Raw genomic sequence first — 21,785 nt, 5'->3', positions numbered from 1 at the left:
CTTTTTGTCAGAGTAGGTTTAATTACAAACCTGCAGCTGCAAATACTTGATTCACAATTTCTTGTGCTTCAGTTTCAATTTGTTTTAGGTGCTCTTCACCCTTGAAGCTCTCACAATAGATTTTGTAGATGTCTTCCGTACCCGATGGACGAGCAGCAAACCAACCATTTTCAGTCGTCACTTTTAATCCGCCAATCGCCGCACCGTTACCAGGAGCGTGTGTTAGACGCGCCGTAATCGGATCACCTGCCAGTGTTTCTGCTGCAACCATTTCTGGCGACAGTTTCTTCAACACATCTTTTTGAGGGCCATTCGCTACCGCTTGAATACGATTGTACTTAGACTCACCATGTTTAGCGGCAAGCTCTTCGTAGTACTCTTGTGGGTTTTTACCCGTTACCGCAGTAATCTCTGCCGCTAACAAACATAGTAAGATGCCGTCTTTGTCTGTTGACCATGGTGTTCCATCTTTACGTAAGAAAGAGGCACCTGCGCTCTCTTCACCACCAAAACCAAACTTGCCAGTGTAAAGGCCATCGACAAACCACTTGAAGCCGACAGGCACTTCACACAGTTCACGACCCAAATCGGCTACTACTCGGTCAATAAGTGCACTTGAAACCAGCGTCTTACCAACAGCAACATCTTTACCCCACGCCTCACGATGACGGTATAGGTAGTCGATACAAACCGCTAAGAAATGGTTCGGGTTCATCAAACCTTTCGGCGTCACGATACCATGACGGTCATAGTCTGGGTCGTTACCAAACGCAAGATCGTATTCATCTTTCAGAGCTAGCAGACCAGCCATTGCGTATGGAGAAGAACAGTCCATACGAACCACGCCGTCCTTATCAAGCGACATGAACTGGAATGATGGGTCAATCGCTTCGCTGACCAAGGTCAGATCTAAGTTGTATGCTTGGCCGATTTGACGCCAGTAATCAATGCCGCTGCCACCAAGTGGATCCACACCAATTTTCAACTTCGATTTCTGGATCGCTTCCATATCGATAACATTTACTAAGTCATCGATGTAAGGCTTCACCAAATCCACCTCTACGAATAGCTCAGATGCTTTCGCTTCTGCTAGCGCTAGACGCTTCACATCTTTTAGGCCACCAGCAATGATCTCGTTCGCACGATCTTCAATCGCTTGAGTCAATTCAGCTTCTGCTGGACCACCATGTGTTGGATTGTACTTAATACCGCCATCTTGTGGTGGATTATGAGACGGTGTGATAACGATGCCATCCGCTTTCTCATCATGCTTTAGATTGTAAGTTAAGATAGCGTGAGAAATGCCAGGTGTTGGTGTGTAGCCATTATCCTGCTGTACGATGACTTTTACACCATTCGCAATCAAAACTTCGATTACGCTTGAAAACGCAGGTTCTGACAACGCGTGGGTATCTTTGCCCACAAACAACGGCCCTGTAGTCCCCTGCTTGGCACGTACTTCTGCAACTGCTTGTGCGATAGCAAGAATGTGGTTTTCATTAAAAGTTTGCTTGTCTGCTGTGCCACGGTGACCAGAAGTACCGAATTGAACCTTATGTTCCGCATTATTAGCATCAGGCTGAAGTAAGAAGTAGTTAGCAACTAACGCTGGAATATTATGGAGATCTTCCTGCTGCGCTTTTTGCCCAGCACGAGGGTGCATAGCCATGTTTGACATCCTTTCTTTTAAAAATAATAAAATTACAAAAAAGCCTCATAATATCCGCTAACTGCGACGCATTATGAGGCTTCTATCAGGTTTCTTAGATTGAACCTGTTACTTTTTCTATCAAGTCAGGTTGGAACTCCATGTGCGTCATCACTTGTTCAACCATTTGTCTCTTACGACTGGTATTGTTGTTTGTGATAACCCAAAACGGCGTACCTGGAATGGCTTTAGGCTTGGTGGTGTTACCATTGGCCAGTAAGGTTTCTTCATTGTCTGCAAAGTAAACGCGTTTGCGTCCCTTTACGTTTGTCGCTTGTGCGAAGCCTTCTGGATTTAACTTATGTAAGGTCGATAGTACTAACATAAAGCGATCAATCGCTTTTTTTAGACCGGCAAACTCATCAGAAATTAGCAGCGAACGCATCTCTTTCACTACATCAATAGATTCTGCTTTGCCCGCATCTTTACTTACTACAATCCCTTGTGGCTTCTCTACTGCTGGTGCCGATTCTGCTACCTGCAACTGACCATCAAGGTTTAAAAGGCGTCGCAAAATATCCGAGGCGCTTTCACCGATATGCTTAGTTTGGCTAGCAATGTAACGGTATAGATCCTCATCAACCTCAATTGTTTTCATTCGCTTTTCACATTCTCAATGTTTAAACTCTGGGGGATTATAACGAGATCCTTTCGGATACTCCACGTTAAACCCATCACGAATAAGATAAAATGTCAGCATTACTCAACTATAAGCAGGAAGGCCAAGGCCAAACAGTTGTTTTGATTCACGGATTGTTTGGTAGTTTAAGTAATCTGGGCCTATTGGCTCGTGATCTTGTTGAAGATCACTCAGTGATCAGTATCGACCTACGCAATCACGGTCTCTCTTTCCACTCTGATACTCATAACTACACTGACATGGCACAAGATGTCGCGACGCTTCTTCAGCACTTAAACGTTGAGCCATCGATAATCGTCGGCCATTCAATGGGCGGTAAAGTCGCGATGAAACTCGCTGATATAGCACCAAATCTTGTGAAACAGTTGGTCGTATTGGACATGGCTCCAGTAGCTTACCAGACCAATCGTCACGACAACGTATTTGATGGTTTGCTGGCCGTTATCAAAGAAAAACCTGAGAACCGTCAACAAACGTTAGAAATCTTAGCTCAACACATTGAGATGGATGGCGTTAGACAATTTCTCTCAAAATCGCTGTTTAAAAACGAAGACCATATGGCTTGGCGATTTAACGTCGACAGTTTATTAAGTAACTATGCTGAGATCATTGGCTGGCAAGATATTGCTCCTACCGAGATCCCGACACTCTTCATTAAAGGCGGAGATTCGGACTACTTAATGCCAGAGCACCAACCGTCAGTACAACGACAATTCAAACAAGCTAAAGCACACATTATTGCCAACACTGGCCATTGGTTACACGCAGAAAAACCCGCTGAAGTGATGCGAGTGATCCGGAAATACATTTCGAGTTAACAAATTCGAAAAGCAACAATAGATTATTGAAATAACCCTCCTTGTAGTGCATTAACAATACTGTGTAACAGTGGTATAGTGCGCCCATGATTTTTCGGCATGAAGGACTAAAATGCTTTACGACTATATGGATATGCTCGAGTCTATTGGGCTCGATCTTCTTTTTGCTGCTATCTTCTTTTTCATCGGGATGGCAATAAAAGATGTGCTAAAGCAAGGCAATGTACCTGTTTTTGGTCGTCGTATTGTATGGTTAGTCCTTTTCCTAGGCTGTGCTGGCTTTATTGCAAAAGGCATTATTCAGCTCACTTGGGAAGGCTCGGGGTTAGGTTAAACCCTCAGTACCATTGCCCATAACAAACAATGTAAAGGTATAGACTCTATGGCAAGTGTAGGTATCTTCTTCGGTAGCGACACAGGTAATACTGAAGCCGTTGCAAAGATGATTCAAAAGCAACTAGGCAAACATCTAGTTCACGTTCAAGACATCGCGAAAAGCAGCAAAGAAGACATTGATAACTTTGATCTTCTTCTTCTAGGTATCCCTACTTGGTACTACGGCGAAGCACAATGTGATTGGGATGATTTCTTCCCTGAACTTGAGCAGATCGATTTCTCTACTAAGCTAGTGGCTATCTTCGGCTGTGGCGACCAAGAAGACTACGCAGAATACTTCTGCGATGCGATGGGTACAGTGCGTGACATCGTTGAGTCTAAAGGCGGCACAATTCTTGGCCATACTTCAACTGAAGGCTACGAGTTTGAAGCTTCAAAAGCACTTGTAGAAGGCGACGAAAGCCAATTCGTAGGTCTATGTATTGATGAAGACCGTCAACCTGAGTTGACTGACCAACGCGTCGAAAACTGGGTTAAGCAGATTTACGAAGAAATGTGCCTAGCTGAGCTAGAAGGCTAAGTAAGTATTAAAAAAGACCTCCGATTAGAGGTCTTTTTTATAGCATTAAATTAAGGCGCTTCCGTTACCGCCTCTTCTTCTCGATATTGAGGCTTCTTTCTCACATATAACTTGCGCTGAACTTCAGATACCACATTCCCTTGTTTGTCTTTTACATGCGTAATGAATTCAGGAAAGCACTTTTCGCCGTTTCGAGTCATCTGATAGATCTCGTCTAGCATGCCATCCGTGATCTTAAACTCAGCAAACAAATCGCTTTGTCCTGGCTTGATAAAGTTGATGCTCGCCTCTTTATCCCACACGTAATACTCTTCACGTAGAATACCCATCAACATGAGAGAGTAAATGGGATCGGTTAAGGAAAAAATACTGCCTCCATACTGTGTACGATTGGCATTTTTGTTCCACCAGCGAAGTTTCAAACGAACTTTAACCATTCGGAAGTCTTCAGAAATATGTAAGATTTTAATTCCGGCCCCCCAAAATGGTGGCCATACATTCAACGCAAATTTCACAATCCCTGGTTTATAAATCTTCGCGAGTCGCTTATTCATTGCAGTCCGTGCCCTCTCTAAGCTCATGTTACAAAATTGTAACTGGTCAGATCTGTAATATAATCGACCCATTTCCAATTTACAAAAAGATTCTATTAACCCTTTGAAGTTCGTGGTTTAATGTTTTTAGCGCTTCGCCTATAATGGTAGGAATATTGAATTCTGTTAAATCGCTGCAGATGATCCAACGGGAAAGTATATGTCAGATAATAATCAGGCGCTGAAGGATGCGGGTCTAAAAGTTACCCTTCCAAGGCTAAAAATTCTAGAAGTACTTCAGCAGCCAGACTGCCAGCACATCAGTGCTGAAGATTTGTACAAAAAGCTGATTGATCTAGGTGAAGAGATAGGTCTAGCAACTGTTTATCGCGTTCTAAACCAATTCGACGATGCAGGTATTGTTACTCGTCACCACTTTGAAGGTGGCAAGTCAGTCTTCGAATTGTCAACTCAACATCACCACGACCACCTAGTATGTCTAGACTGTGGTGAAGTAATTGAGTTTTCTGACGACATCATTGAAGAGCGCCAACGCGAAATCGCAGCTAAGTACAATGTGACGCTAACAAACCACAGCTTATACCTATACGGTAAATGCAGTGACGGTGGTTGCAAAGAAAACCCAGATGCGCACAAACCTGCAAAATAATTTGCTTGTAGATTAAAAATAAACGCCAGTTAAAGCTGGCGTTTTTTGTATCTGTACTTTTTGTTTTGCTTAATCCAAAAACAAAAATGCCAGCAATTGCTGGCATTTTTCTATAGGTAACGATTGAGATTATTGGTTCTCAATTTTCGCCCATGTATCACGTAGGCCAACCGTGCGGTTGAACACTAGGTTATTTGCAGTTGAATCTTTAGAATCCGCACAGAAGTAACCCATACGCTCGAACTGGTAGCCTTGCTCTGCTTCTGCAGATGCCAGGCTTGGCTCAACGAAACCGTTGATCACAACGAGTGAATCAGGGTTAATGGTTGAAGCGAAGTCTTCTGCTGCTGCAGGATTTGGAACAGTGAACAAACGATCGTATAGGCGAATTTCTGCTGGTAGCGCTTTATCCGCAGATACCCAGTGAATTACGCCTTTAACTTTACGACCATCTGCTGGGTTTTTGCCTAGCGTTTCGGGATCGTAAGTACAGTAAATCGTTGTGATGTTGCCTTCCGCGTCTTTTTCAACACGCTCAGCTTTGATCACGTAAGCACCACGTAAACGAACTTCTTTACCAAGAACTAGACGCTTGTACTTTTTATTCGCTTCTTCACGGAAGTCTTCACGCTCGATCCAAACTTCACGAGTAAACGGCACTTCACGCTCACCCATTTCAGGTTTATTTGGATGGTTAGCCAGCGTTAGATTTTCTACAGCGCCCTCTTCAAAGTTCTCAATAACAACTTTAACAGGGTCCAACACAGCCATCGCACGAGGTGCATTTTCGTTTAGGTCGTCACGAATACAAGATTCAAGCGAGCTAAACTCGATCATGTTTTCTTGCTTCGTCACGCCGATACGCTTACAGAATTCGCGGATTGACGCAGGTGTGAAACCACGACGACGTAAACCAGATACTGTTGGCATACGAGGATCATCCCAACCGTTAACCAATTTTTCGGTTACTAGTTGGTTTAGCTTACGCTTAGACATCACTGTGTATTCTAGGTTTAGACGGCTGAACTCGTATTGATGAGGACGACAATCAATTGTGATGTTGTCTAATACCCAGTCGTACAAACGACGGTTGTCCATGAACTCTAGCGTACAGATAGAGTGCGTAATGCCTTCTAGCGCATCAGAGATACAGTGTGTGAAGTCGTACATTGGGTAAATGCACCACTTATCACCCGTTTGATGGTGAGTAGCAAAACGTACACGGTATAGCACTGGATCACGCATAACCATGAATGACGAACCCATATCGATCTTCGCACGAAGACACGCTTTACCTTCTTCAAATTCACCTGCGCGCATTTTTTCAAATAGCGCTAAGTTTTCTTCAACAGAACGGTCGCGGTATGGGCTTGGCTTACCTGGCTCTTTTAGCGTGCCACGGTACTCACGAATCTGCTCTGGACTTAGCTCATCTACGTACGCTAAGCCTTTGTTAATCAATTCAATTGCATATTCGTAAAGCTTGTCGAAGTAGTTTGATGAGTAACATACTTCACCATCCCACTCGAAGCCTAACCAGTTTACATCTTTCTTGATAGACTCAACGTATTCGATGTCTTCTTTTTCAGGGTTTGTATCGTCGAAACGTAAGTTACATTGACCCTGGTAGTCCTGAGCAATACCGAAGTTCAAACAGATAGACTTAGCATGACCGATGTGCAGGTAGCCATTTGGCTCCGGCGGGAATCGAGTATGCACGCTAGTGTGTTTGCCATCCGCTAGATCCTTATCAATGATCTGGCGAATAAAGTTTGATGGACGAGCATCAGCTTCACTCATCTATAGCACCTCAAAAATATAAGTATTGTCAGAGAAAACGGAACTCTGTATCCGATATGGTTTTACAGAGTGCATTGTTTCTAATGATCCACAATTCTAAGCCATTAGACAACAAGAACTCGCGCTAAAACGGCAATATTTATCGAGTTCGCGTGAATGCACAGCAGATTCAAAGCACTAAAACAAAAAAAGACCTCCCGAAGGAGGTCTCTAATCAAATATTAGTTCGATGTAATTATGGTAGTTTTACATTCGATAGGTCTTCGTTTGCGCCGATTGCTTTCATTTCACCAGCAACGATTTCTGCTAGAGGACCAAGGATAACTTGAAGGTTGTTTTCACCTAGTTTAACAACACCTTTCGCACCTAGTTTCTTCAACACTTCTTCATCAGCTACTGAACGATCTTTCAGAGTTAGACGTAGACGAGTGATACATGCGTCAATTGAAGTTAGGTTGTCATGACCACCTAGCGCTTTTAGGTATTGACGAGCTAGGTCACCACTTTTTGCTTCACCTGCTGGTGCTGCTGCTTGGCTATCATCATCTTCACGGCCTGGCGATTTTAGGTTAAACGCGCGGATTGCGAAGCTGAATGTGAAGAAGTAAAGAGCACCGAAGCCAAGACCAACTGCACCTAGTAGTAGAGGTTTAGTTGCTAGACCGTAGTTCAACAAGTAGTCAATTAGACCAGCAGAGAATGTGAAGCCGTGTAGCGTACCAAGCATGTTAGCAACAACTAGCGATAGACCAGTGAACACTGCGTGAATCGCGTATAGAGCAGGAGCTAGGAATACGAACATAAACTCTAGAGGCTCTGTGATACCAGTTAGGAATGAACAGAATGCAACAGAGAACAATGCACCACCAACTTGGCTACGTTTCTCAACAGGAGCTGCTAGGTACATAGCAAGTGCTGCACCTGGTAGGCCGAACATCATTACTGGGAAGAAACCGTTCATGAATACACCAGCGCTCTTATCGCCGCCGAAGAAACGGTGTAGGTCACCAGATTTAACTGTTTCAGTTACTTCTTTAACAGTTGCTGTAATTTCTGGAGTTACTGAGTTAGCGAATTCAAATGTGTGAGTTTGACCAGCAACAAGAGTCTTAGCTAGAGCTGGGTCAACACAAAGTTGTTGTAGTGCAGGAAGAGCTTGACCAGCAGCTGTTGCGCCAGAAACTAGCACTTCTTGACAAGAGCCCATACCAAACCAGAAGAAAGAGTTCAGTACGTGGTGCAGACCTACAGGAATTAGAGCACGGTTAAGCGTACCGTATACAAACTGACCGATTGCGCCAGAAGTAGAGATACCGTGAGCAAGTGCATCTAGACCACCTTGGATTGTTGGCCATACAATACCTGAAACAGCACCAGCAACTAGGGCGAACAAACCAGCCATAATTGGCACTAGGCGCTTACCAGAGAAGAATGCTAGCCACTCAGGAAGGCGTGTTGCATGGAAAGCGTTGTAAGAATGGCCAGCAATGATACCTGCGATGATACCACCGAAGAATGACATGTTAACTGACGCATCGATTGTTGACGCTGTCGCAGTAAGTACGAAGTACGCAACCGCACCAGCAAGACCTGCAGCACCTTGACCGTCTTTTGATAAGCCGATCGCGATACCTAGACCAAATAACAATGGAAGGTTAGAGAAGATTGAGTTACCGGCTTGTGCCATAAACGCGATGTCAAATACATCAGGTTGGCCCAAGCGCAGTAACAAGCCTGCGATTGGCAAAGTCGCGATAGGAAGCATAAGAGCTTTACCTAACTTCTGCGCGTATCCGAGAATATTCACCTTAAGTTCCCCCTATAGGATTCGATGTTATGTTGAATGACTTATTTCAGTCGTTCAATTTAGTCATCGTCAGTTTATGACATTAATTTTGCTCCGCAAATTAAAAGCTCATTGTTTGTGATCATAATCACCACAATTTGCCCTTTCGAAAGGTTTTTGCTAGCGAGATCATAAAACTTATTTTATTATACGAAAAAATGGCGTTTTAAAGATAATATTCTCGCACTTTATGCAAGGCAGAATCAGTGTTATTTTGGTATCTCGGCGGGTAATTCTTAGTAACTTTGCTCTGAAAAAGAATCATAAAAAACAATTCATTTATTATTTTTCAGTTAGTTACTCTGACAATGACATCGATAAAACGCAACTTGCTGTATGTGACTCGTTATCTAATTCAGTGATACAAACTAAGTACCCACATGACTCATTCAGTCGCCGATTAGATAACGATACAGAAATTGAATTCTCATCTATAAGGACTAGCTGACTATGTACGCGCTAAGTAACTGTAAAATCTATACCGGTAGTGATGTTCTTACCGATCATGCGGTCATCGTTGAAAACGATCTAATTCAATCCATTGTGCCCGTTGCTGAACTACCGAAAGGCATTGAAGTAAAAGATCTTAATGGAGCTAACTTAAGTCCTGGTTTTATCGACCTGCAACTGAACGGTTGTGGCGGCGTCATGTTGAACGATGCTATCACAGCAGAAACGATGCAAATCATGCACGAAGCAAACCTAAAGTCGGGTTGTACCAGCTTCCTTCCTACGCTTATTACGTCTTCTGATGAAGATATGCGCGCGGCAATCGCCGCAGCTCGCGAATATCACAAAAAATACCAAAACCAATCGCTTGGCCTACATCTTGAAGGCCCATACCTTAACGTCGCGAAAAAAGGTATTCATAGCGTTGACTTCATCCGTCCATCCGATGACGGCATGATTGACCTTATTTGCTCAAATGCAGACATCATTGCCAAAGTAACTCTTGCGCCAGAGCAGAACGACCCTGAACATATCGCACGCCTAAAAGCTGCAGGCATTGTGGTTTCAATCGGTCACACAAACGCGACCTATGCTGAAGCTCGTAAAGGGTTTGAGGCTGGTATTACTTTTGCCACTCATCTATTCAATGCGATGACTCCTATGGTTGGTCGTGAGCCAGGAGTGGTTGGTGCTATTTACGATACACCAGAGATCTACGCAGGCATCATTGCTGACGGCTTCCACGTAGACTACGCAAACATTCGAATTGCTCATAAAATCAAAGGTGAAAAGCTTGTTTTGGTGACCGATGCCACAGCTCCGGCAGGTGCTAACATTGATCACTTTATTTTTGTCGGTAAGAAAGTATATTACCGAGATGGTAAGTGTGTTGATGAAAACGGCACACTAGGCGGCTCAGCTCTGACTATGATTGAAGCAGTTCAGAACACAGTTGAGCACGCAGGTATCGCTTTAGAAGAAGCTCTACGAATGGCTACACTGTACCCAGCGACAGCAATTGGCGTTGAGGACCGTCTCGGCCGTATTCGAAAAGGCATGGTTGCAAACCTAACTATTTTCGATCGTGACTTCAACGTTAAAGCGACGGTTGTTAACGGACAATACGAGCAAAATTAAGCATGAATGGCGGACAGATTGGTAATGTAGATTTAGTAAAACAGCTTAACAGCGCTGCGGTATACAGGCTGATTGATCAGCAAGGTCCTATCTCCCGAATTCAAGTCGCGGATGTTAGCCAGCTTGCTCCAGCGAGTGTTACTAAAATCACCCGTCAACTATTGGAACGCGGCCTCATTAAAGAGGTCGCCCAACAAGCTTCAACAGGTGGTCGTCGAGCAATCTCATTGACCACTGAAGTGAAGCCTTTTCACTCTATCGCCGTTCGTTTGGGTCGAGACTACGTTCAATTCTGTCTCTATGACTTAGGCGGCACTGCACTGGCAGAAGATCAACACGAACTTCACTACACCAACCAAGCCGATTTGATCGCAGGTCTTATTGATTTATTAAAAGACTTCGTAAGTCGTTGCCAAGATAAAATTGACCAGTTGATTGCTATCGGTATTACGTTACCAGGCCTAGTTAACCCTACGACAGGCGTCGTTGAGTACATGCCAAATACGGATATTGATAACCTTGCGCTTGGTGAAATTATCCGAGAGAAGTTCAATACGGCTTGCTTTGTCGGTAACGACGTCCGTGGTATGGCACTTGCAGAACATTATTTTGGTGCTAGCCAAGATTGCCAAGACTCTATCTTAGTCAGTGTACACCGCGGTACTGGCGCAGGTATCATTGTTAACGGCCAAGTGTTTCTAGGTTTTAACCGTAACGTAGGTGAAATTGGCCACATTCAAATTGACCCTCTTGGTGAGCAATGCCAATGCGGCAACTTTGGCTGTCTTGAAACGGTTGCTGCTAACCCAGCGATCATCCAACGCGTTAAACAGCTCATAGCACAAGGCTATGAGTCTAGCTTAACGCAATTGGAGCACATTACGATTGAAGATGTATGCACTCATGCTATGAACGGTGATGAGCTCGCGAAACAGAGCTTAGTACGTGTTGGTAACCAGTTGGGTAAAGCCATCGCTATCACCATCAACTTGTTTAACCCACAAAAAATCGTGATTGCAGGTGACATCACGGCTGCACAAGACATTGTTTTCCCTGCAATTCAAAGAAATGTAGAAAACCAGTCACTGAAAACCTTCCACAACGATCTTCCAATTGTGGCTTCTCACATTGATAAGCAGCCAACAATGGGCGCTTTTGCCATGATAAAACGAGCAATGTTAAATGGCGTTTTGTTACAAAAGTTACTAGAAGACTAAGTTTATACAACTAATTGAGTTACAATCTCGGGCTGTGTTTTCACAGCCCGTTTTCGTATATCAGGAATCTAGCTCAACAGTATGGAAATTATTCTAATTACAACGGCTTTTTTAGCAGGCTTCATCGCGCTCAAATGCAGCCTTCCCCCTCTAGTCGGTTTTCTACTAGCGGGTTTTGGCTTACATGCCTTTGGCTATCAAAGTAATGACGTTATTGTCACTCTGGCTGATCTCGGCGTTACTCTTTTGCTTTTTACTATTGGCTTAAAGCTCGATGTAAAAACATTGCTCTCCAAAGAAATTTGGGGCGGCGCAACAGCGCACAATATTCTTTCAACCGCTTTTTTTGCCCTTGCGTTGTCAGGGCTGAAACTGCTTGGATTAACGTCCCTTGCAAGTATGGAAAGCGGGCAGATATTGCTCCTAGCCTTTGCACTTTCCTTCTCTAGCACTGTTTTCGCGGTAAAAACACTGCAGGAAAAAGGTGAACTCAACGCGACATACGCCACACTGGCCATCGGTATTTTGGTTATGCAAGATATCTTCGCGGTCGTGTTTCTGACTGTTTCAACAGGCAAAGTGCCAGAATGGTACGCCATAGGTCTATTTGCTCTTCCTCTCCTGCGCCCGCTGTTTTACAAGTTATTGGATAAAGTAGGCCACGGCGAGATGTTAGTGCTGTTCGGCATTTTCTTCGCGCTTGTTGTGGGTGCCGGACTGTTTGAGTTAGTTGGAATGAAACCAGACCTTGGCGCCTTGATTCTTGGCATGATGCTCGCTGGTCACCGTAAAGCGTCAGAGTTGTCTAAATCGCTATTTAATATGAAAGAGCTCTTTCTCGTCTGCTTCTTCTTAAATATCGGCTTATCCGCATCTTTGAGTCTAACGGGTATCGCACTAGCGCTTTTATTCATTGTCCTTCTACCTATTAAAGGGCTGCTATACTTCCTCACAATCAACCACTTTAAGTTTCGCGTGCGTACTTCCCTACTCGCTTCTTTATCACTATTTAACTACAGCGAATTCGGGCTCATTGTCGGTGGCCTGGCGTACAAAATGGGGTGGATGCCGAGTGACATGCTCGCAGCCATCGCTGTAGCGGTTTCACTATCCTTTATTATCTCAGCACCTCTAAATCGCTTGGGCCATAAAATTTATCAACATTCCGGTAAATGGTTACAAGAAACGGCTGCAGAGAAACTCAACCAACGTGACCAGTTGATCAACCCGGGACATGCTCAAGTACTTATTCTAGGTATGGGGCGAATTGGTACCGGTGCATATGACGAGCTACGCGCACGTTACGGCAAGATTTCTCTGGGGATTGAGATCCGTGAAGAAGCAGCGCAACAACACCGTTCAGAAGGACGTAATGTCATTTCAGGGGATGCTACCGACCCAGATTTTTGGGAACGAATCCTAGATACTGGTCATGTAAAGTTAGTTTTATTGGCAATGCCACACCATCAAGGTAATCAGACGGCACTAGAACAACTTCAGCGTAGAAACTACAAAGGGCAAATTGCCGCTATTGCAGAATATCCAGACCAACTAGAAGGTTTGTTGGAAAGTGGTGTGGACGCTGCCTTTAATATATACAGCGAAGCAGGTAGTGGTTTTGCGCGACACGTGTGCAAACAACTAGAACCTCAGTTCACCTCGATAAAATAACCCTAAAAATACGCAACAACGCTACTACCAATTAAAAGCCTTTCTATCAATAGAGAGGCTTTTTTGTTTGATTTTCATACCAAACCTTAATTCCATTCATCAAAACAACAAATAAATTAAATATCATTTAATCAACAAGGCTTTTTATCATTTTTTTAATCACAAAACGTTGCTTTTTTTACTCAGAATGGCAAATTGAATCCATACCGATTAGAAATTGTTTAGTTTAGAAAGGATGTTGTATGTGTTCAGTATTTGGGATTTTAGACATTAAAAGTGATGCAGCGGCACTGCGTCCTATCGCGTTAGAAATGTCGAAAAAGCTTCGTCACCGTGGCCCTGACTGGTCTGGTATCTACTCTTCAGAAAGAGCAATCCTAGCTCACGAGCGCTTGGCTATCGTTGGTTTAAATAGCGGTGCTCAACCACTATACAGCCCTGATAAAAAACTAATCCTTGCCGTTAACGGTGAGATCTACAACCACAAAGAGATTCGCGCTCGCTACGAAGGCAAGTACGAATTCCAAACAGACTCTGACTGTGAAGTTATTTTAGCGCTGTATCAAGATATGGGAGCTGATCTTCTTGAAGAGCTAAACGGCATTTTTGCTTTCGTACTGTACGATGAAGAAAAAGATGAGTACCTAGTAGGTCGTGACCATATCGGTATCATTCCACTTTACCAAGGTTACGATGAACACGGTAACTACTACGTCGCTTCCGAAATGAAAGCACTCGTACCCGTTTGTAAAACAGTCAGCGAATTCCCTCCAGGTTCGCACTACAGCTCAAAAGATGCAGAACCTCAGCGTTACTACATCCGTGACTGGAACGAATATGCCGCTGTTCAAGGTAACAGCACGAGTAAAGAAGAACTAACAGAAGCACTGGAAGCAGCGGTGAAACGTCAACTAATGACTGACGTACCATACGGCGTACTATTATCTGGTGGTCTGGATTCATCCATCACATCTGCGGTAGCAAAACGCTATGCAGCAATGCGTATCGAAGACGATGAAAAATCAGAAGCATGGTGGCCTCAACTTCACTCTTTTGCGGTTGGTCTTGAAGGCGCTCCAGACTTAAAAGCAGCACGTGAAGTGGCAGAAAAAATTGGTACCGTTCACCACGAAATGACATACACCATTCAAGAAGGTTTGGATGCTATTCGTGACGTAATTTACCACATCGAGACTTATGACGTAACAACGATTCGTGCCTCAACGCCGATGTTCCTTATGGGCCGTAAAATCAAGGCAATGGGCATCAAAATGGTGCTTTCTGGTGAAGGCGCTGATGAAATCTTCGGTGGTTACTTGTACTTCCACAAAGCGCCAAACGCAAAAGAGTTCCACGAAGAAACGGTTCGTAAACTGCTGGCTCTAAACATGTTTGACTGTGCTCGTGCGAACAAATCGTTGGCGGCATGGGGCGTTGAAGGCCGTGTACCATTCTTGGATAAAGAGTTCATTGATGTCGCAATGCGCTTAAACCCTGCAGACAAAATGTGTGGCAACGGTAAGATGGAAAAACACATTCTTCGCGAATGTTTTGAGCATTACTTACCAGACTCAATCGCTTGGCGTCAAAAAGAGCAGTTTTCTGATGGCGTAGGTTACAGCTGGATTGACACATTGAAGGCCGTAGCAGAAGAGAAAGTAACCGATCAACAGATGGAAACGGCTCAGTACCGCTTCCCATACAACACACCAACAACTAAAGAAGGTTACGTATACCGCGAAATTTTTGAGGAGTTGTTCCCATTACCATCAGCTGCAGAATGTGTACCAGGTGGTCCTTCTGTAGCGTGTTCATCAGCGAAAGCGATTGAGTGGGATGAGTCATTCAAGAACTGTGTTGACCCTTCAGGCCGTGCAGTGCAAACCGTTCACAACGACGCTTACTAAGCAGAATTGGGCTGGAGCAGCAATCCAGCCCAGTTATTTAACTTGTTGACGTTAAGATCAAAAAAAGAGGTGCGTGCGCACCTCTTTTTTGTGTTGGTTGTTATGAGTATTAAGCGACTACTTTAAGTCTAAATCGGTGTTATCAATGCTAACTGGCACTCGCTTCGAGATCATTTGTACCAACATGATTGAACGCTTCTCTCCGTCTTGTTCTTGGAAAATGGCATCAATACCTGCAAATTGTCCGCTCTTAACACGAACCTGATCACCTGGTTTAGGCATGCATTCGGATATGTTTTTTTCTGTGCAGCATTTCTCTAGCTGCTTCAACTCAAACACAAGATCGCCTTGAACTTCTTTTGGTTGGGCACCAAATCGAACAAAGTCGACAACACCGCGCGTCGACCGAACCGACGTAAAGTTCGGGCCTTGTTCATAATCAAAACGTGCAAATACATAACAAGGAAACAACGGTTCTTCGACCTTTTGTCGCTTACCGCGCAAGATTTTTTCGACTTCTACAGTTGGGTAGAAGCACTCAACACCTTGATTTTCAAGATGCTGCTTAGCCCTTATTTGTTCTCCACGCTTACAATAAAGTAAATACCAACGTTTCATTTTATTACTAGCCAATTATATTTTTGTTTCATCCTAGCATTAAGCTAAAGGTGAGTCATGAATATTCAAATTATCCATAAGAAGAACATTATACATTGTTCGCATAACTTACACTTTTTCAAAAGGTTAAGAAAATAAGTCCATAGGCAAAAATGAAAATTAAGTTTGTAACACACCCCAATCACCAACAAAAGCTCCACAAAATCAAAAATAAACAGTGACTTAACAATGTTATTTAGTCGTAAGGCAAAATTTTATTGTTTGTAAGCAGTTAAATTGCAATGTATACGTAGGTGTCGTTAAAAAATGTAATAACTACTATTAGAAGAGCTTATGTCAAACCAACATCAATATTTCGGTCACCCTCGTGGCTTGTTCTTATTGTTCGGCACAGAACTCTGGGAACGCTTTTCCTACTACGCAATGCGTGCCATTCTAGTACTCTACTTAACTGATACCACAATGAATGGTGGTTTGGGCTGGTCAACGAAAGACGCGCTCGACCTTTATGGCATTTACACCGGCCTTGTTTACATTACCCCATTGATTGGTGGTTACCTTGCCGATAACTACCTTGGCCAACGCCGCTCAATTTTGCTTGGTGGTGCATTAATGGCTATCGGCCAGTTCACACTGGCACTTCCGGCTGACGCACTAGGCTTCGGAGCACTTCACACTTTCTATTTAGGTCTTGCTCTGCTTATTTGTGGTAACGGTCTATTCAAGCCAAATATCTCTACCATGGTTGGCGACCTTTACAATGAAGGTGATAACCGTCGTGATGGCGCTTTCACTATCTTCTACATGGGTATCAACCTTGGTGCTTTACTAGCCGGCGTGGTTTCTGGATCTGTAACGAACTCATTTGGTTGGAAAGCAGGTTTCGTAGCAGCGGGCGTGGGTATGATAATCAGCCTTGTCATGCAAATGTCGCTTTCACAGTCTTGGCTTGGCGATATTGGCCGTGAGCCAGCCGCGAAACGCGACCTAAACAATAAGAACGCCAAAACAAAACAGCCTCTTACCAAAGAAGAAGTAGATCGCATTAAAGTTATCTTGGTGATGAGCCTGTTTACTATCGTATTCTGGGCTGGTTTCGAGCAAGCTGGCGGTCTGATGAACATTTACACTCAGCAGTACACCGATCGTATGATTGGCGGTTTTGAAGTACCTGCAGCTTGGTTCCAGTCACTAAACCCATTCTTTATCATTACGCTTGCGCCTGTCCTTGCGGTTCTATGGGTGAAACTAGGTAAACGTGAACCAAACTCACCAGCGAAATTTGCTTTAGCTATGTTCTTCTTGGCACTAGGCTTCCTATGCATGGTTGGTGCAGTAATGGAACAAGGTGGTGATACTAACGTGAAAACATCCATGCTATGGCTAGTTGGCGCGTTCTTCTTCCATACTTTGGGCGAACTGTGTCTATCCCCTATTGGTCTGTCTCTTGTAACCAAACTGGCTCCGCTACGTCTTGCATCGTTGATGATGGGTGCATGGTTTGGTTGTAACGCTATTGCGAACTATGTCGCTGGTTACGTGGGTTCTCATGTGGGTGAACTTGGTGCAATGGCTATCTTTAGTGGCATCGCAGTAACCGCATTGATCAGTGGTGTGATTCTAATGTTATTCTCGAACACGCTTGTTCGTTGGATGCACGGTGCAGAAAACACTCACAGCACTGCAGAACAAATTGAAGAGCAACAAACACAAGTTGCTTAACATGGTTTCAAAGTTACTAAAAAGGGTCGCAATCGCGACCCTTTTCTGTATTCATTCAGTGCAGAATACCAAAGCTCTACAGCTTGCTGCGTACTAGTTCTGCCATCATATCGATATGCATATCATCGTCATTAAGGCATGGAATATAGTGGAACTGCTCACCACCCGCTTCCATAAAGATCTCTTTGTTCTCTCCCGCAATTTCTTCCAAAGTTTCTAAACAATCAGATGAAAATGCAGGAGTCATGATATCAATTTTCTTAACGCCTTTACTGGTGATGGTTTCCAATGTTTTATCAGTGTAAGGCTGTAGCCACTCTTCTCGGCCAAAACGAGACTGATAAGACATACCAATCTGATCCGATGATAAACCAAGCGCCTCACCGAGCAAGCGAGTGGTCGCTTCACAATGCTGAGGATAAATATCGCCATTGTCTGCATAACGTTTAGGAATACCGTGATATGAACACAGTAAGTAATCCCCTTTGCCATGCTCTTCCCAGTATTGTCGAACCGAGTGCGCAAGCGCTTCGATGTACATTGGATGATCGTGATAATCGCGAATAAAGCTGAATGCTGGCATCACTGGCAGTTGCTTAAACGCTTTTGTGATTCCATCAGACACGGCTGCTGTGGTTGTACCAGAGTATTGTGGGTACAACGGTAGCACAATCACCTCTTCCACACCTTGAGCGATAAGAGCTTCAAAACCAGATTGAAGGCTTGGGTTGCCATAAGTCATGCCGAGTTCCACAGGCATATCGAGATGCTGAGCAAGTTTCTTTGCCTGGCGTTTGGAATACACCATTAAAGGTGAGCCCTCTTCCATCCATACCGATTCATACAACTTAGCGACCTTTGGCGAGCGCATTGGAAGAATCACACCATGTAAAATTGGACACCAAAGCCATCGTGTCATATCGACTACACGATGATCATGAAGAAACTGACTTAAGAAGCGCTTAACCGCTGGAGCGGTAGGTTCATCAGGTGTTCCTAGGTTAACCAGTAACACACCTTGTTTATTTTTAGTTTGCATTGCGTCCCTTTGTTTTCCCAGCATATAAAATGTATAAAAAAAGCGACCTTACGGCCGCTTCACTATAACAAAATTATTAAAAATTTTGATAATAGGTATTACCTATTATGCTAATGCCTTCTCGATATCAGCACTTACTTCAGCAACTTGCTTAGTACCGTCAAATTTTAGGTACTTAGTTTTGCCTGCTGCAGCTTCTTTACCGTAGTAATCGATAAGTGGTGCAGTTTGCTCGTGGTAAACACCTAGACGTGCACGTACTGTTTCTTCTTTGTCGTCATCGCGAACAACAAGATCTTCACCCGTTACGTCGTCTTTACCTTCCACTTTAGGTGGGTTGTAAACAACGTGGTAAGTACGACCTGAAGGAAGGTGAGCACGACGACCAGCCATACGCTCAACGATCACATCGTCAGCTACGTCGAATTCGATAACGTAATCTACTTCAACGCCCATTTCTTTTAGGCCATCAGCCTGAGGAATAGTGCGTGGGAAACCATCTAGTAGGAAACCTTTCTCACAATCGTCTTGAGCGATACGCTCTTTGATAAGACCAAGGATGATTTCATCAGAAACTAGCTGACCAGCGTCGATAACAGCTTTAGCTTGTTTGCCAAGTTCTGTACCTGCTTTGATAGCAGCACGAAGCATATCACCAGTAGAGATTTGTGGAATACCGTATTTATCCATGATGAAGTTTGCTTGTGTGCCTTTACCTGCACCTGGAGCACCTAGAAGAATGATGCGCATGATTTATCCTCTTTTATATTTAAGATTTATACCGAAGCTCACAATAGCTGTGCTTCGCAGGCATAAACCCTAGAAGCGCTCGCAACGATAAGTTTCGGTATAAGGTATATAGGCGGGCAAAAATACACGCCTTATTACTCACATTCAAGTCACAGATTCTATCACAGGTTCACAGAGCAAAGAGTGAATTAAGACTAAAGAATGTTAACAACACCCTCTTTCTGCAGCTATTGATTATTAACTCAACACCTGTAATGCAAAATTTTGCGACAACAAACAAAAAGCTCGCATTATGCGAGCTTTTCGATATTGATGACTTATTAAACCTTAGTCAAAAGCTGGTTGATAGCACCCAAGAACTGCGTTGGATCTTCCATCGAGCCGCGCTCTGCTAACATGGCTTGACCAAGTAGCACTTCGACCCAGCGGCCAAACGCTTCTTCATCCGCTTCATCCGCCATGCGCTTAACAAGTTCGTGCTCTGGGTTGATTTCAAAGATGTATTTTACTTCTGGCACAGCTTGACCTGCGGCAGCAAGCAGCTTCGCCATCTGAGTCCCCATCTCGTAATCATCCGTCACAACGACTGCGGGTGTAGATGCAAGTTTAAAGGTCGTACGCACGTCTTTCACGCGGTCACCCAGGTAAGACTTGGTACGCTCAACAACCGATTTGAACTCTTCTTCGGTTTCTTTTTGCTTTTCTTTATCGGCTTCGTCTTCAAACTTACTCAAGTCAAGGCCAGCTTTGGTAATCGATTGGAACTGCTTACCATCAAACTCAGTTAGGTAGTTCATCAACCACTCGTCAATGCGGTCGAACATCAGAATGACTTCGATGCCTTTCGCTTTAAACTGCTCTAAGTGAGGGCTGTTCTTCGCCGCCGCGTAGCTGTCTGCAGTTAAGTAGTAGATCTTATCTTGGCCTTCTTTCATGCGCTCAACGTAGGACGCAAGACCAACGGTTTGTTCCGCTGAATCAACTTCTGTTGAAGCAAAACGCAATAGACCTGCAATTTTCTCTTTGTTCGCAAAGTCTTCCGCTGGGCCTTCTTTCAACACTAGACCAAACTCTTTCCAGAATGATTGGTATTTTTCTTCATCATTCTTCGCCATGCGCTCAAGCATAGTCAGTACACGTTTCGTGCATGCATTGCGTAGCGACTGAGTCACTTTGTTGTCTTGTAGAATTTCGCGCGAAACGTTGAGTGGCAGATCGTTTGAATCAATCAAGCCACGTACGAAACGCAGGTAAGACGGCATAAACTGTTCAGCATCATCCATAATGAACACACGTTGCACGTACAGTTTCAGACCTGACTTATGATCACGATTCATCATATCCCATGGCGCTTTCGATGGGATGTAAAGTAGGCTAGTGTAGTCGTTTTTACCTTCTACGCGGTTATGGCTCCACACCAATGGATCAGCGAAATCGTGTGAAACGTGTTTGTAGAATTCTTGGTACTCTTCATCTGAGATATCTGCTTTATTACGCGTCCACAACGCTTGAGCTTTGTTGATTTGCTCCCACTTCTTCTCATCTGTCTCTTTACCGTCTTCATCACGCACTACAGTTTGGATAGAAACAGGAATGCCGATGTGATCCGAGTACTTGCTGATGACATCGCGCAAGCGCCATTCATTTAAGAACTCTTTACCTTCGTCACGCATGTGAAGAATAATGTCGGTACCACGAGATTCTTTAGTGATGTTTTCAATGGTGTACTCACCTTCACCAGCAGAATGCCATTGCACTGCTTCTTCTGCTGGCAAACCTGCTGCACGAGTGCGCACGGTCACCGCATCAGCAACGATAAATGCAGAGTAGAAGCCAACACCAAATTGGCCGATCAATTGCGAGTCTTTGCTTTGCTCTTCTGAAAGCTTTGAGAAGAATTCCGCGGTGCCTGATTTTGCGATGGTGCCTAAATGTTCGATAACGTCATTACGGCTCATACCGATACCGTTATCAGAAATCGTTAGGGTATTTGCACTTTCATCAAATGACAGCTTAACGCCAAGATCTGCGTTACCTTCATATAAATCTGGATTCGAAAGTGCCTGAAAACGCAATTTGTCTGATGCATCTGATGCGTTAGAAATCAGCTCGCGCAAAAAGATCTCTTTATTGGAATAAAGAGAATGGATCATTAAATGAAGTAGTTGTTTTACTTCTGATTGAAAACCACGAGTTTCTTTATTTTGAGATACGGTTTCGCTCATGTGTGCTCCATAACATCTAAACTAACAGGCTTTTTCTGGGACGACTTTGTGATTTAGCCCCATGAAATCACCACACTAAGATGTCATTTAACATGTGGCTGACAAATGTAAATTCAAG

The 21,785-nt window shown here is 43.8% G+C and carries 18 protein-coding genes; 9 read left to right on the top strand and 9 right to left on the bottom strand.

Going from position 1 to position 21,785, the window contains the following annotated elements; genetic code table 11:
* Positions 1-22 precede the first annotated feature (22 nt).
* Both pgm and seqA read right to left on the bottom strand, forming a co-directional pair.
* Positions 23-1,669: a phosphoglucomutase (alpha-D-glucose-1,6-bisphosphate-dependent) gene (gene pgm, locus DYB02_RS05515; protein ID WP_029806371.1), complete on the bottom strand. Its 1,647-nt coding sequence runs from the start codon at positions 1,667-1,669 to the stop codon at positions 23-25.
* A 94-nt stretch (positions 1,670-1,763) separates the two neighbouring features.
* Positions 1,764-2,306 carry a replication initiation negative regulator SeqA gene (gene seqA / locus DYB02_RS05510; protein WP_005489857.1) on the bottom strand — a complete coding sequence of 181 codons (543 nt, stop codon included), beginning with the start codon at positions 2,304-2,306 and terminating at the stop codon, positions 1,764-1,766.
* A gap of 92 nt (positions 2,307-2,398) precedes the next feature.
* Here seqA and DYB02_RS05505 point away from each other — a divergent pair, with 92 nt between their 5' ends.
* From DYB02_RS05505 to fldA, 3 genes are all read left to right on the top strand, one after another.
* A complete protein-coding gene (locus tag DYB02_RS05505) occupies positions 2,399-3,166 on the top strand; it encodes an alpha/beta fold hydrolase (RefSeq protein ID WP_015296392.1) in 768 nt (255 codons plus the stop codon).
* 112 nt (positions 3,167-3,278) lie between these two features.
* Positions 3,279-3,500 (top strand): DUF2788 domain-containing protein, encoded by a 222-nt coding sequence (locus tag DYB02_RS05500; protein ID WP_005461613.1) that lies wholly within the window; start codon positions 3,279-3,281, stop codon positions 3,498-3,500.
* A gap of 48 nt (positions 3,501-3,548) precedes the next feature.
* Positions 3,549-4,082: a flavodoxin FldA gene (gene fldA / locus DYB02_RS05495; RefSeq protein ID WP_015296391.1), complete on the top strand. Its 534-nt coding sequence runs from the start codon at positions 3,549-3,551 to the stop codon at positions 4,080-4,082.
* A 50-nt stretch (positions 4,083-4,132) separates the two neighbouring features.
* Here the strand turns inward: fldA and DYB02_RS05490 are convergent, their stop codons facing one another.
* Complete coding sequence (locus tag DYB02_RS05490) at positions 4,133-4,636, bottom strand: DUF4442 domain-containing protein (protein WP_017448749.1); 504 nt, start codon at positions 4,634-4,636, stop codon at positions 4,133-4,135.
* A 199-nt stretch (positions 4,637-4,835) separates the two neighbouring features.
* On the opposite strand from DYB02_RS05490, the gene fcrX reads away from it, so the two are divergent.
* The gene (gene fcrX, locus DYB02_RS05485; protein ID WP_005489847.1) at positions 4,836-5,285 is read left to right on the top strand and encodes a ferric iron uptake transcriptional regulator FcrX; all 450 of its coding nucleotides are present in this window, start codon (positions 4,836-4,838) and stop codon (positions 5,283-5,285) included.
* Positions 5,286-5,414: 129 nt separating this feature from the next.
* Here fcrX and glnS read toward each other — a convergent pair whose 3' ends face one another.
* Positions 5,415-7,085, bottom strand: a complete 1,671-nt coding sequence (gene glnS, locus DYB02_RS05480; RefSeq protein ID WP_017448750.1) for a glutamine--tRNA ligase — start codon at positions 7,083-7,085, stop codon at positions 5,415-5,417.
* Between the two features lie 235 nt (positions 7,086-7,320).
* Positions 7,321-8,892 (bottom strand): N-acetylglucosamine-specific PTS transporter subunit IIBC, encoded by a 1,572-nt coding sequence (gene nagE / locus DYB02_RS05475; protein WP_005454584.1) that lies wholly within the window; start codon positions 8,890-8,892, stop codon positions 7,321-7,323.
* 489 nt (positions 8,893-9,381) lie between these two features.
* Between nagE and nagA the strand changes: the two genes are divergently transcribed.
* The 4 genes from nagA to asnB all read left to right on the top strand — a co-directional run bounded on the left by nagA (position 9,382) and on the right by asnB (position 15,313).
* Positions 9,382-10,518, top strand: coding sequence for an N-acetylglucosamine-6-phosphate deacetylase (nagA, locus tag DYB02_RS05465; protein WP_023624136.1), 1,137 nt, complete (start codon positions 9,382-9,384; stop codon positions 10,516-10,518).
* A 2-nt stretch (positions 10,519-10,520) separates the two neighbouring features.
* Positions 10,521-11,735, top strand: a complete 1,215-nt coding sequence (gene nagC, locus DYB02_RS05460) for a DNA-binding transcriptional regulator NagC (protein WP_005454586.1) — start codon at positions 10,521-10,523, stop codon at positions 11,733-11,735.
* Between the two features lie 81 nt (positions 11,736-11,816).
* The gene (locus DYB02_RS05455; RefSeq protein WP_005454558.1) at positions 11,817-13,406 is read left to right on the top strand and encodes a cation:proton antiporter domain-containing protein; all 1,590 of its coding nucleotides are present in this window, start codon (positions 11,817-11,819) and stop codon (positions 13,404-13,406) included.
* Positions 13,407-13,648: 242 nt separating this feature from the next.
* A complete protein-coding gene (asnB, locus tag DYB02_RS05450) occupies positions 13,649-15,313 on the top strand; it encodes an asparagine synthase B (RefSeq protein WP_005454564.1) in 1,665 nt (554 codons plus the stop codon).
* 117 nt (positions 15,314-15,430) lie between these two features.
* On the opposite strand, the gene rfaH is transcribed toward asnB, so the two are convergent.
* Positions 15,431-15,931: a transcription/translation regulatory transformer protein RfaH gene (gene rfaH, locus DYB02_RS05445; protein ID WP_005454588.1), complete on the bottom strand. Its 501-nt coding sequence runs from the start codon at positions 15,929-15,931 to the stop codon at positions 15,431-15,433.
* A 333-nt stretch (positions 15,932-16,264) separates the two neighbouring features.
* Between rfaH and DYB02_RS05440 the strand changes: the two genes are divergently transcribed.
* Positions 16,265-17,653 carry a peptide MFS transporter gene (locus tag DYB02_RS05440; RefSeq protein ID WP_005454549.1) on the top strand — a complete coding sequence of 463 codons (1,389 nt, stop codon included), beginning with the start codon at positions 16,265-16,267 and terminating at the stop codon, positions 17,651-17,653.
* A 76-nt stretch (positions 17,654-17,729) separates the two neighbouring features.
* Here the strand turns inward: DYB02_RS05440 and hemH are convergent, their stop codons facing one another.
* From hemH to htpG, 3 genes are all read right to left on the bottom strand, one after another.
* Positions 17,730-18,692 (bottom strand): ferrochelatase, encoded by a 963-nt coding sequence (gene hemH / locus DYB02_RS05435; protein ID WP_020904114.1) that lies wholly within the window; start codon positions 18,690-18,692, stop codon positions 17,730-17,732.
* Positions 18,693-18,797: 105 nt separating this feature from the next.
* Positions 18,798-19,442, bottom strand: a complete 645-nt coding sequence (gene adk, locus DYB02_RS05430; RefSeq protein WP_005454556.1) for an adenylate kinase — start codon at positions 19,440-19,442, stop codon at positions 18,798-18,800.
* 320 nt (positions 19,443-19,762) lie between these two features.
* The gene (htpG, locus tag DYB02_RS05425; RefSeq protein ID WP_029804711.1) at positions 19,763-21,667 is read right to left on the bottom strand and encodes a molecular chaperone HtpG; all 1,905 of its coding nucleotides are present in this window, start codon (positions 21,665-21,667) and stop codon (positions 19,763-19,765) included.
* Positions 21,668-21,785: the final 118 nt, after the last annotated feature.

It is taken from the genome of Vibrio parahaemolyticus (genome assembly GCF_900460535.1).
Classification (GTDB): Bacteria; Pseudomonadota; Gammaproteobacteria; order Enterobacterales; family Vibrionaceae; genus Vibrio; species Vibrio parahaemolyticus.
Note: the sequence above shows the minus strand (reverse complement) of the source record. Positions and strands in the feature narration are given on the sequence as shown.